This window comes from Bacillus sp. NPDC057893 (assembly GCF_042796455.1).
In the GTDB taxonomy this organism is placed as follows: Bacteria; Bacillota; Bacilli; order Bacillales; family Bacillaceae_G; genus Bacillus_A.
Genome location: NZ_JBHVNG010000008.1, coordinates 84,603 through 97,673 on the forward strand (window position 1 = coordinate 84,603; position 13,071 = coordinate 97,673).

General features: G+C 34.5%; 9 protein-coding genes and 1 pseudogene. 4 read left to right on the forward strand and 6 right to left on the reverse strand.

What is annotated here, in order from left to right; genetic code table 11:
- Positions 1-806: 806 nt before the first annotated feature.
- Complete coding sequence (locus ACFVQC_RS24840; protein ID WP_377899503.1) at positions 807-2,267, reverse strand: alanine/glycine:cation symporter family protein; 1,461 nt, start codon at positions 2,265-2,267, stop codon at positions 807-809.
- A gap of 563 nt (positions 2,268-2,830) precedes the next feature.
- On the opposite strand from ACFVQC_RS24840, the gene brnQ reads away from it, so the two are divergent.
- From brnQ to glsA, 3 genes are all read left to right on the forward strand, one after another.
- Positions 2,831-4,156 carry a branched-chain amino acid transport system II carrier protein gene (gene brnQ / locus ACFVQC_RS24845; protein ID WP_377899504.1) on the forward strand — a complete coding sequence of 442 codons (1,326 nt, stop codon included), beginning with the start codon at positions 2,831-2,833 and terminating at the stop codon, positions 4,154-4,156.
- Positions 4,157-4,787: 631 nt separating this feature from the next.
- Positions 4,788-6,245 carry an alanine/glycine:cation symporter family protein gene (locus ACFVQC_RS24850; RefSeq protein WP_377899505.1) on the forward strand — a complete coding sequence of 486 codons (1,458 nt, stop codon included), beginning with the start codon at positions 4,788-4,790 and terminating at the stop codon, positions 6,243-6,245.
- A 243-nt stretch (positions 6,246-6,488) separates the two neighbouring features.
- Entirely contained in the window at positions 6,489-7,418 is a 930-nt protein-coding gene (gene glsA / locus ACFVQC_RS24855) for a glutaminase A (RefSeq protein ID WP_377896022.1), read from the forward strand.
- Between the two features lie 164 nt (positions 7,419-7,582).
- On the opposite strand, the pseudogene ACFVQC_RS24860 reads toward glsA, so the two are convergent.
- From ACFVQC_RS24860 to ACFVQC_RS24870, 3 genes and pseudogenes are all read right to left on the reverse strand, one after another.
- A pseudogene (locus ACFVQC_RS24860) lies at positions 7,583-8,035 on the reverse strand (GNAT family N-acetyltransferase); the annotation flags it as partial.
- 592 nt (positions 8,036-8,627) lie between these two features.
- A complete protein-coding gene (locus ACFVQC_RS24865; RefSeq protein ID WP_377896373.1) occupies positions 8,628-9,473 on the reverse strand; it encodes a DUF2785 domain-containing protein in 846 nt (281 codons plus the stop codon).
- Positions 9,470-10,228 carry an alpha/beta fold hydrolase gene (locus ACFVQC_RS24870; protein ID WP_377899507.1) on the reverse strand — a complete coding sequence of 253 codons (759 nt, stop codon included), beginning with the start codon at positions 10,226-10,228 and terminating at the stop codon, positions 9,470-9,472. Before ACFVQC_RS24870 ends, ACFVQC_RS24865 begins: the two co-directional genes overlap by 4 nt.
- A 348-nt stretch (positions 10,229-10,576) precedes the next feature.
- Between ACFVQC_RS24870 and ACFVQC_RS24875 the strand changes: the two genes are divergently transcribed.
- Positions 10,577-11,284, forward strand: coding sequence for an IS6 family transposase (locus tag ACFVQC_RS24875; protein WP_377899508.1), 708 nt, complete (start codon positions 10,577-10,579; stop codon positions 11,282-11,284).
- Positions 11,285-11,304: 20 nt separating this feature from the next.
- Here the strand turns inward: ACFVQC_RS24875 and ACFVQC_RS24880 are convergent, their stop codons facing one another.
- Positions 11,305-11,640, reverse strand: a complete 336-nt coding sequence (locus tag ACFVQC_RS24880; protein WP_377899510.1) for a GNAT family N-acetyltransferase — start codon at positions 11,638-11,640, stop codon at positions 11,305-11,307.
- 482 nt (positions 11,641-12,122) lie between these two features.
- On the reverse strand, positions 12,123-12,827 hold the full coding sequence (locus ACFVQC_RS24885) for a CPBP family intramembrane glutamic endopeptidase (RefSeq protein WP_377899511.1): 705 nt from the start codon (positions 12,825-12,827) through the stop codon (positions 12,123-12,125).
- Positions 12,828-13,071: the final 244 nt, after the last annotated feature.

The following is a 13,071-nucleotide window of genomic DNA, read 5'->3' on the forward strand; positions in this document are numbered from 1 at the left end:
AAAATAATTATGAGCGGTGAAGAAATTCAAAATAATATCAACTTTTTCTGTTTTACCGCTTAGTATGATGTTATTAATTTTTAAAAAGAAGAAAATGATTACATTTTTTAACTATTCCACTAAAATATAACGATAATTTTAGTGCCCTATCACAAGCTGGATAAATAAAATCCCACCTGAAATGAAAAAATACGCTATCCTTTCTGTAGAATCATAGGAAAGGATGGCGTATTTTTGAGTGAATTTATACCCAGGTCTATTTACTTAATATGGTGACCCTCATTGTAAAAACTAAAATAAATTACATTTTGCAGCAAAATCAATTCATAATAATTAATCAAGAGACGATTATACAAATAGCTGCTGATCCTTTCTATATAGACGTTTTCATCCCCCTTAAAAATAATGAATTAACTAAATTTCACCACAATTAAATGACATAATCACTCATTATCTTAGTAGACAAAAAAGCTAGTTTTGGGGGTACCTCAAAACACTACTATCAAGCTAGCCCCCAAAAAACTAATATTTTAGGCATATAAAAACACCATAAACCATCATTTATGATGTTATAGTAACTATCTTGGTTTAATCATAATAAAAAAGTAAAAGGAACTAGTATTATACTAGTTCCTTTTACTTAGAGGCTCATATTAGGCAGGGTACCATAGAATATGAATCAATTAAACATGAAGAAAAAAGATACCAATCTTTTATAATTAAATACTAGCAAATAATTTCAGAAAAATCAGCATTTATTTGTTGGATATTTATTCCTTATTATATTATCTATTCACACTAGGATTTCATGAAGCGTTTTTTTCATTATCTTTTTTGTATTTAGTCTCCCAAAAATCAGCATTTTTAATGCCCAATCCTTGCGGATTAAATACAGGATCCTTGCCTTTTTTCTTTTGCCTTTCATAATCTTTTAAAGTTAAAAGTGCTGGTTTTTGTAGCAATAAAATAGCAACAATATTAATCCAAGCCATAATCCCAACACCAATATCACCCAAAATCCATGCAGTCGTAGAACTTTTTACACAGCTATAGAACACAGCTCCTAGAAAAATAAATCTTAATACAAATGACATCCACGGACGATCTTTATATCGGTTTAAATATTCAATATTTGTTTCGGCAATATAGTAATATGCCATAATGGTTGTAATAGCAAAAAATAGTAAGCTAATCGCAATAAAACTATTTCCGAAACCAGGGAATACTGATTCAACAGCTGCCTGTGTATATCCAGGGCCCGGTTGTGCCCCATTCAAATTATTCACAATAAACGATTTTCCGCTTACATCAAATACGTTATACATACCCGTAATAATCATCATAAACGCTGTTGCTGAACAAACAAATAATGTATCAATGTAAACGGAAAATGCCTGTACAAGACCTTGCTTAGCCGGATGTGACACTTCAGCTGCCGCAGCAGCATGTGGGCCAGTTCCTTGTCCAGCCTCATTTGAATAAATACCCCGTTTTACACCCCAAGAAATCGCTAACCCAATAATCCCTCCGAAAGTAGCTTCTAATGCAAATGCACTCTTTAAAATCAACATGAATGCTTCTGGTAATTTTTCAATATTCATAAACACAATTACGCAGGCAACCAGAATATATCCAACGGCCATAAACGGCACAATAACCTGTGCAACATTAACAATACGTTTAACCCCACCAAAAATAATAAGTGCCAATACTATAACTAATATGACACCTGAAATAGATGTATTTATACCAAAAGCTGTTTCTAAACTAGAGACTATACTATTTGCTTGTACGCCTGGAAGCAGTATTCCTGTTGCTAGAATGGTTGCTATAGCAAAGAAAATTGCATACCATTTAATTCCCAATCCTTTTTCAATGTAATACGCTGGGCCACCGCGAAATTGACCTCGATGCTTAGTTTTGTATATTTGAGCCAGTGTCGATTCTACATAAGCTGAGCCTGAACCTAAGAAAGCTACAATCCACATCCAAAACACGGCTCCTGGTCCTCCAAAAGCAATCGCTGTTGCAACACCAGCGATATTACCCGTTCCAACACGTCCTGATAAAGAAAGAGCTAATGCTTGAAATGAAGAGACACCAGCTTCGGATTTTTCTCCTTGAAAAGTAAGCTTTATCATTTCGCGCACATGGCGTATCTGTAGAAATTTCGTGCGGGCTGAAAAATATAACCCCGTTCCTAGACATAAATAAACCAATGCAGGACTCCAAATAAGATTATTTAACCAATTTATGAAAGAATCCACGTATCTCACTCCTTTTATTTTTCTTAAAAACTGAATAGACAGATTTTAAAAACACATCTGTTTTTTGAAGCCATTTTAGGTGTTAATAGACATCCCATTGAACTTATGATTAAGATTATAAACAGGAGCGTAGTGCAAGAAATGCAATAAAATAAATTTCTAAAATTACTATTATTGATAAAAATCAGTTCATAAAACCCCTCCTTTTCGCGAAAAATGTCGATTTTTCTGCAATTCCTGTCCATAATAACATGATATTTGATAAAACACATTTATTTTTTAAAAAAATCAGATTATTGAGAAGAAGGCGATACGAAATACAAGATAAATATAACTTATACATTAAATTTCAATATAATAATGTTCAGTGTAAAGATATTTCTATAATTAGAGTAAGACAGCACAATGAATTTGAGTATTCATATCATCTTATTTAAAATAGTATTTTAAGTAAAACAAGGGATTTTTTTCATTTTTATTTTTCTGTATTTTCTAATTTCATATGTTATAATGAAAAAAACTTAAATTTCGACATTTTTCGTCAAATAAAAGGAGAGTGCTTTATGAAACAATCGTTAACTTTTAAAGAAACAATCCCTATTGGACTTATGTTATTTGCAATATTTTTCGGTGCGGGTAATATGATATTCCCTCCATTATTAGGATATTCATCTGGAACAAATATTTGGATATCAATTTCGGGATTTGTTGTGAGTAGTATTGGACTTCCATTATTAGCCATCGCTGCTATTTCCCTTTTTGGTGGAAATGTTAGTACCCTTGCTAGTAGGATTCACCCCGCCTGTGGTGTTATTATCCCTCTAATCATTTATTTAGCAATCGGCCCTTTTTTCGCCATTCCTCGTACAGGCACTGTTTCATATGAAATGGCAGTTGCCCCCTTTTTAAGTACCACCATGCAAAATCAATGGTATATATTACTTTTATATACATTTATATATTTTAGTATAACGTTTTATCTATCTTTAAATCCCTCTAAATTGGTAGATAGAATTGGAAAATATTTAACCCCGCTGTTACTAATCATGATTAGTATTATTATCGTTAAAGCAATTTCTTCACCAGTTGGATCTATTTCAACACCCTCTGATTCATATCAGGAAGCTCCTTTTTTCAAAGGATTTATTGAAGGATTTTTAACAATGGATGCCCTTGCTGCTCTCGTATTTGGAATTATTGTAATTAACGCTATAAAAGAAAAAGGTGTTACAAATAAAAAATCCATTGCTAAATCTACTATAGTAGCAGGGCTTATAGCCGCACTTGGATTATCTATCATATATATATCACTTGCTTATATTGGAGCTACTTCTCAAACATTTGGCACATTTGAAAACGGAAGTGTGTTATTAACAAATGTAGTACAACATTTATTTGGTCAATATGGTCTTTCCTTATTAGGAATTACAATGTTATTTGCATGTTTAACTACATCTGTAGGACTCGTTTCAGCATGTGGGAGATTTTTCACAACACTATTTCCAAAGATTTCTTATAACAAAATCATTTTAATTATTTGCTTATTTAGCTTTGGAGTATCAAACCTTGGTTTGTCTATGCTAATTAAACTTTCCCTACCTATCCTAATTGTTATCTATCCTGTAGCAATTGTGCTAATTATCCTCGCTTTTTTTGATCGGTTTATAAAAGATAAGCAGGCTGTCTATGTTGGATCAGTTTTAGGAGCATTACTGATTAGTATAGTACAAGGATTAGAAACAGCAGAACTTGCTAGTGACTCGTTGCTTACTTTCATGCAATACGTTCCTCTATACAATGAAGGAATGGGATGGATTTTAATAGCCTTACTTGGTAGTTTGATTGGTTTGATGATTTCAGGAAGAACTAAACAATGTTCTACTACCTAAAATCATTAAGGCAATTGTAATCATTGGAACAATGTAACTCTACAGGGGCGTCTGATTCGTGTACAAAAAGAAAATATATAAACGAAAATAGTATCGGGATTGAATTTTTCCTGGTAATAACATTATGGTAGCTTCTTTGAACTCCCCCCACTTAACACTCTTACTAGATGTTTGAAGTGGGGGATTCCTGCGAACATCGATATATCCACCAGTTATCTTAGCAGGCTCTTCCCGTAGTTCCTACGGTAAGAACTGAAGTGTCTTGTACGTTGACTCATCACGCTTCCTACTTTATCTTGGTTTTCGCAACTTCGGCAAACGTGGGACGATGGAACGTTGAAGATTTTACGATTGCAACGATTTTTCTGCAACCATCCTCATATCTTCAGTTTTCAAAGAGCAATCTGTACAAGTATATGGTAGCAAACGTTTTGACTTACGCCATCCGACATTTATCTCCCACCCACCTGCTGGTGCTATCACACCTTCACACAAATTGAGGAGGAAGTGTTCTGTCGGAAAAAGATAAAATAATCTTTGCACATCATGTTTCCGCTTATTTTCTTTGTCATACTGAATCCACGTCTTTTTAGATAAATATATATTCATTAGAATAAGGAGGAGTAAGCATATGGATTTTATTAAAGATGTAATCACTCCCATCCACAAATTCATTGGAATTACAAATGAATTTTTATGGGGTTACATCCTAATTGCTCTTTTAATTGGGGTTGGATGCTATTTTACAATTCGAACAAGGTTTGTACAATTTCGCTATGTTGGTGAAATGATTCGCTTACTTAGTGATGGTGCAAGTTCCTCAACCCGTAAAGCACAAAAAGAAAAAAATGGAGTTTCTTCTTTTCAAGCATTTTGCATGAGTACAGCTTCTCGCGTTGGTACAGGAAATCTAGCTGGTGTCGCCATTGCGATCTCCACCGGCGGACCCGGTGCAATATTTTGGATGTGGCTTATCGCAATAATTGGAGGAGCTTCTGCATTTGTTGAAAGTACACTTGCTCAAATATACAAAGTAAAAGATGGAAATAAATTTCGAGGCGGTCCAGCTTACTATATGGAAAAAGGATTAAATAAACGCTGGATGGGAGTTATTTTCTCAATTTTAATTACAGTTTGCTTTGGTCTTGTGTTTAATGCTGTTCAAGCGAATACGGTTACGCTAGCATTTGAAAACGCATTCAACCTAGAGCCTAAAATTGTCGGCTGTATACTAGTAGGTTTGATAGCACTAATCATTTTTGGAGGCGTAAAACGGATTGCTCGTGTCGCAGAAATGATTGTACCATTTATGGCGATTCTTTATGTTGGTGTTGCACTATTTGTGGTTATTACAAATATTACGCAAGTTCCTATTTTATTCAAAGAAATTTTGCTGCATGCTTTTGGTATTAAGGAAGTTGTAGGCGGAGGGCTTGGTGCTGCGATTCTTCTAGGAGTAAAGCGTGGTTTATTTTCAAATGAAGCTGGCATGGGAAGTGCGCCAAACGCAGCTGCGACTGCCAATGTTACACATCCTGTTAAACAAGGATTTATTCAAACGCTTGGTGTTTTTACGGATACACTAATAATTTGTAGTTGTACTGCATTTATGATCCTTCTATCCGATATGCACAATGCTACAGACCTGAATGGGATTCAATTAACACAAGAAGCATTAAAAACTCATATTGGACCATGGGCACCTACCTTTGTAGCAATAGCTATTTTTCTATTTGCCTTTAGTTCTCTCGTTGGGAACTATTATTATGGGGAAACAAACATTGAGTTCTTAAGTGGTAGTAAGACATTATTACTGATATATCGTATTTCGGTAATTGGTATGGTAATGCTAGGTTCTATAGCAACGGTTAAAATTGTGTGGGATATTGCAGATTTATTCATGGGGATTATGGCCATTTTCAACCTAATTGCAATCATCCTCCTTGGAAAATATGCTTTCTCCGCCCTCAAAGATTATATAAGGCAAAAGAAAGCCGGAAAAGATCCTATTTTCTATGCAACTAATATTCCTAATTTAAATAATACTGAATGCTGGAACAGCGAAAGCACCCAAGAAAAGATTGGATAACAAAAATCTTTTCTTAAATACAGAGGAGTCAATTTTTAGAATACCGAAGATGCACCTTTATTCAGGTCGTTTATTAAATACAGATTATATGAACACAACTAAAAAGTTGTGAAAATAGGAAATTATGAACTTGCACGTTTATAATATTTCAGACAATATCTATCCATTTCACCAAAAATTTTATTAACCTTCAGATGAATTAGAGAGAATACATTTAATAAAAAGGAAAAGGACGTTTTAGTTATGCACTGTATTCAAACAAATAACCTAGAACAATTACTAGAGCAAGTACAATCATATACAAAAAAAGGGAAACTGGCTACTTATATCCCAGAACTAAGAAATGCAAATCCAGATGATTTAGGGATTGCAATTTATCATAAAGAAACAGATTATATCCATGCTGGGAACTCCCAAACGCTTTTTACCCTTCAAAGTATTTCAAAAGTAATTACGCTTGCACTTGCACTTTTAGAGCGTGGCAAAGAGAATGTATTTTCTAAAGTTGGAATGGAGCCAACTGGTGACCCATTTAATTCTATTATTAAACTAGAAACAGCTAACCCTTCTAAACCACTCAATCCAATGATTAACGCAGGAGCATTAGCGATTACAAGTATACTAACAGGGAATAGTAATGACGAGAAGATGGAACGGATTCTTTCCTTTGTGCGTGATATTACGGACAATCCTACAATTAATTACTCTTCAAAAGTAGCCGGCTCTGAATTAGAAACAGCTTACTTAAATCGTTCTCTTTGCTACTATATGAAACAAAATGACATTATCAATGGCGATGTAGAGGCGTTAATGGACTTATACACACGTCAATGTGCAATTGAGGTAAACTGCATTGATTTAGCACGGATTGGTTTGATTTTTGCAATGGATGGATATGATCCATATAGAAAAAAACAAATCGTTCCGAAACATATAACAAAAATTTGTAAAACATTTATGGTCACATGCGGCATGTACAACGAATCTGGTGAATTTGCAATTCGTGTCGGAATTCCCGCCAAGAGTGGGGTTGCCGGTGGGATATTCGGCTGCGTAAAAGGAGAAATGGGAGTTGGTATTTTTGGACCCGCTCTAGATGCTAACGGAAATAGTATAGCTGGTTTTAAAATACTAGAACTACTTTCCGCACAAGAAGGCTGGAGTATGTTTTAACGAATGCCGCGAAAGAATTCTCCTTCTGTAGCTTTAGAATAAAGATTGATCAAATTAATACTATTAGCCTTGATAAACAAGCAAAAAGAAAGAGCGTGTTTTGAAAAAAGATTAATCAAAACACGCCCTTTAGTTAAACAAGAAAATATCCTAATAATATCGTTTGATTTAGTAGTCATAATAATTGAACGTGGATAGAATCCCAATTTCTGATAAAACGATACAGCTTCATTCCCGTACACTACTGTTAATTCAATTTCATATACTTGTTTTTCTTTAAACCATTCCATTGTACTATTCATTAATTTCAAACCCAATCCGTTTCTTCGATATTTTTCGTCAACAAATAGAACCTCGATCTTCCCGCTTACTTTTTTACTATATGCTATACAAAATCCTAATATATTATCTGTTTCCGACTCAATCAATAATTCTATTCTGTATTCTCCATACTTTGAATTTTTTTCATATTCTTTAATGCGTTCCTCAAATGTAATTCTTGGATAATCACCAGAAAAAAATTCCGATTTACTGTTATGGTATTCATGCAATTTATCTAATGGTTTTCTTATTATTTCTATTTCTTCGAGAGTTATCTGTTTATTAATAATTCTCATACTTCAACATTTCCAATAATATATATTTATTTAAGTATAAATATATATTATTTATTAAACTAAAATACTTCATTACTTCAATAAGAAAAAAACGGAATTCTTCTTTATTGAAATAAGATATTTCGATCATCTTTTTACAAACGGTTGAACTTTTTTCAAAGCGGTACGACTTTTTTATTTTATTTAGAACCAAGAAATAGGTATTTAGCATATGTATATCAATAATAATTATATAATGTTACACATTGTATAGACGAAAAAGAAGAGGATAGATAAAGCAGAAAGTATATGCCTTATCTATCCTTTTTTGTACTACATATGACCTCATTTACTACAACAACATTTTTAGACCTTATTGAACTAACGCATGCGTTAGTTCAATAAGCATTTTTTCACAATCTTTACAGAAATGCTGCCCTTTAGTTCAATGAGAAAAAACTGCCTTAATTGCAGCCCTTGCCTCTCCTTTTGTGCGTGGTGGGTGGTACTTCCATTTTACCAATGGATGGTTTTTTTTGTTTTTCTTGACATAAAAAGGGGCAAAATCCCTCAGCCAATTTTCCATGACTTTTGGGACGGCCCCTCTAACCCTTTAACTGAAAGAAAACCTGTTCAATATTGCCTCAGTACCAAGTATGACAGTGTTAAGCTCATTCCCTCGGCTATCTTGTCCCCTTCTGAAATAGAGACTGCGTAAAAAATTCTTGCTGTTCACGCGAGCAATCATTTGACTGCGACTTCTCGGAAAATTATAGCATTGCGCTAAGCCGCTAATCCAATCAGCGATTTCTTGATGTGGAAGTAACTCTTTGTCAATCATCGTATCCACGATGTTTACCAACCGCTCATCATCCTCATCGCTAAAAATGTGTCTACCATTATGAAGCATGCCAGAAATAGCGACAAGAACCTCACGCAGCATTGCGACGCTGCTCTCCTCGCACTGAACCAGCTCGACAAAAACATCCGCACCGTGAGACGCGCTGTGAGCCCAGCCTCCTACTGAAAGGTAACCTCGCAGATCCTTCTCCTCTTTATAATAACGGAACATTGCATGCATTAATTGCTCAATTTCCGCTTGATTGAAAAATGGATTCTGTCTGTGGCGTTGCACAATCAAAGCGATAGGCAAGGCAGAGAACGTCCTTGTAAAAACTGACTGATCATCCTCGCTGCCAATTCTATAGAACAAATGGTTCTCATCAGTCAGAACAGTTAAGAGGCTGCGCAACTCCTCTCCACTGAACCTATTCTCTTCCTTAATCCACATATAAAACATCGGATAAATCAGGTTATCCCGTAATTCTGGCTGAGGATCGCCAATATATTGAAGTAACAAAGGTAAGAAATCTTGATGCTGCTCACCTTCGCGTAACTGATACTCATCCTTCTCAATTCTTTGCAAATCCATCATGAATTTCAATCTTATATCGCTCATTTTCCTATCTCCTTCAACATTAACATAATCTCCTCTATAACAATTTCTGGCTCATCATGTTGAATATAATGTCCACTTCGACTAGCAATCCGGTACTTGCTTGACGTTGACAGCCATTGGAATTCTGCTTGGAGTCTTTGCTCAATTTCCAATATTTCTTGAGATGGCCATCCCTCTTCACTATTGTCAGGTAAACCTCTTGTAATAATTGCGAGAGGGAGGTTACTTTGTTTTGAATGATCAACAATTTGCTTATAGCTTTGTATTTTATCAATCTTCTCACTATTCAACATAGGATTCTCGTAATATTCCCTATTTCCTGCAAGCAGATTTTCGGGTAGAACCTTTTCATAGGCAAGTTCTTTATATTCCGGTGCAGCGTCAACCAAAACCATACCACAGATGTTCAGTGGATAAAGGCTGGCATATAATCTAGCGACCAAACCACCAAAAGAATGTCCCACCAATATATAGGGCTTCTCCACTTCAAGCGCTAGCAACAATTCGTTGAGCTCCTCGACTAGATCATAGCAAGTCGTCGGGACGGATGCGACTTGACTCCTGCCAATACCCGACCTGTTATAGGAAAAGGTTGATGTTTTTTGCGATATTCGGTCTTGGACTTTTTTCCATGTCTCATAGCTATCTCCTAACCCTGCTATGAAGATTACGCTTGGAATACTGTTACGTGAATATTTATTTAATAGTCTGCGGTTATCACAGATATCAATTATCTTTTTATTTTGTATAGTCACTTTTAATCACCCAGTTCAATTATAAGCTGCACACTATCAATATTTCCATAATAATTTAATTATTATATATTTTGTGAACTTTCCCGTTTTTTATTTTGTAACTTCAGCTGAAACCACTCCAAAAGAAATCTGTAGAATACCAATTGATAATTTGCTTACTTCCAAGTTTTTGTCGTTTTAAACATTTCACACTGAATCGCCGAAATCTACTTGATGTTCTGTACATAAAAATAAACCATCGAAATGATGGTCTTGTTGGTTCTGGTGCAAAAACTTCAAAATATCTAAAAAAAGTCTTTCAGACTTGGACATACTGATACTATTACTCTAAAAAAGGATGTGATTGGTATGGAAAAGCAAAATCTATTCAAGTGGAAACATTATCAACCGGATATTATTTTATTAACCGTGAGATGGTACCTACGGTACAACCTCAGTTTTCGTGATTTAGTCGAAATGATGGAAGAACGCGGGCTATCCCTGGCCCATACAACTATCATGCGATGGGTTCATCAATATGGTCCCGAATTAGATAAGCGAGTACGACGTCATCTTAAGTCAACCAATGATTCTTGGCGAGTCGATGAGACGTATGTGAAAGTCAAAGGTCAATGGATGTACCTATATCGTGCTGTTGATTCAAAAGGATATACAATTGATTTTCATTTAAGCAAAACAAGAGATCATAGGGCTGCAAAGCGTTTTTTCAAGAAAGCTTTGCAGTCTATTCATGTTTCAAAGCCCCGCGTGATTACAGTGGACAAAAAACCGGCCTATCCTATAGCGATTGAAGAGTTGAAGACAGAGAAAAAGATGCCTGTGGGCATCCAAATAAGGCAGGTAAAATACCTTAATAACATTGTAGAGCAAGATCATCGTTTTATTAAAAAGAGAGTTCGTTCAATGCTAGGATTAAACTCTTTTCGTACAGCTAAATCTATTCTTTCAGGAATAGAAGCGATGCATATCATTAAAAAAGGCCAACTTATTTTACGGGACAAGTCTGTCCAAAATGAAGTGAAGTTTATTCATCAACTATTCGGAATGGTTGCATAAGAATAGATTCCATTAGGAATCTATATACCTCTTTCAAATAAATACAATCTTTGCACCAGAACCCTTTTTATCTCGAAACCGTATTTTCGATAAAAATCCACTGCATCATTATCCGTCTCAGCATAAATCAATGAATATTTATTAGAGACATAATTAATCATAGTACTACCAATACCTTTACCTCGTTGAAATGAAGATACTGCAATATGCTTAATTTCACACTCTTTTACACTATTAATTTCAATACCCATACAGCCAACGATTTCTCCTTCAAGTTCAAAACTATATAATTTTCGGTTTAATAACTTTAAATATTTTTTCGTATTCTTTCTCAATTTTAAAATCTGATGTAGCAAAGGATAAGAGCTTCCTAATAGATGGATGAATCGTATTCGAATTAACTTCTTTCATAAGCATCCCCTTTAAATCTTCCTATTCATTAGATAATTCTTTACTTAAACATAATTTCGTTTTAAAGCCAACAACTTCTGTTAAGATTAAGTGCATTTCTTCATAATCTTTTTTATATTTTAACACAAATATCTATTCCAAATGAGTCCCACAAACGACCGTTTTCAGTGATTTGAATGTAAAACACTGGGCAAAAGTTTACATTCGGTTTTATTAGAAAAACAAAGAGAACTTGTAGTAATTACTACTGTAGGTTTCGAATAAAGTTTGATTAAAAATACCTCATAAACCCTTAATTTATGATAAATAAAAAGGAACCATTTTGAAAAAAGTTTGATTATTTTTATTCAACTACAGCTCCCCGATAGTTATTTTTGAATATAGTTCACTATCTAAAGATACTTCACCTACTTACAACAAACTTCTACTATCCCATCGCTGTCAGCAGAACCATAATTCCATTAGTTAGGCCATGAATGATAACTGAAGGCCAAATTGAATTGGTTCGTTCATACGCCCATGCAAAGACTATACCACTCAAGAAGTTTACAGGCATCGCATTATAAGTTGGAATGTGGACAATGGTAAAGATTAATGAGCTTAGAAAAATAGCCCCCCTCATACCAAAACGTGTACGTAGCCATCGATATAAAAAACCACGATAAAATATTTCCTCATATATTGGTGAAATGACCGCCGCAGAAATAAAAGCAATAAGAACCGTAAAGAAATTTACGTTTTGCTGTATCGCCTCAGTTTTGCTGTTCTCATAAGAATTACCTATAAAGCTAGTAAGTACCATAACTATTACATCACCAACCAGTAATATAATAGTTAGAAAGACAATAAATTTCCAATCCTTTATAGAGAATGACCTGATTCCTACTTCACTCCAAGAAAGTTTCTTTGGACGAAGGATCATAAAATACACACCTGAAACTAAAACAATCGCTATTGTTAATCCTATTAAAGTTCCTGAATATAGCTCATTATCAAACCACTGAGAATAAATTGGCTTTACTAAGAATTTTATGCATCCTATAACAAATACAAATTCGAGTAGCATCATTAATAGAAATTCTTTTAATCCCCAAGGGTCTTGGTCCTTCCAATTCATGTCCTTTTTCTTCATTCATCATTCCTCTTTCTTTGTATGATATAACCTAACTATAATAGGTGACGTAACGTCACTTACAACCTTTATTTTCAGGGGGAATTAAATAAATCGATGGATTACAGGAGGATATGCATCCAAATGACTTTATTTCACTCCCACAATAAAAATACCCCTTTAGATATGATTACCTAAAGGGGTAAAGCATTGCGACTTTATTTCAAATCTACATAAATCTTTAGAGATCTCTTCAAAAATAAGA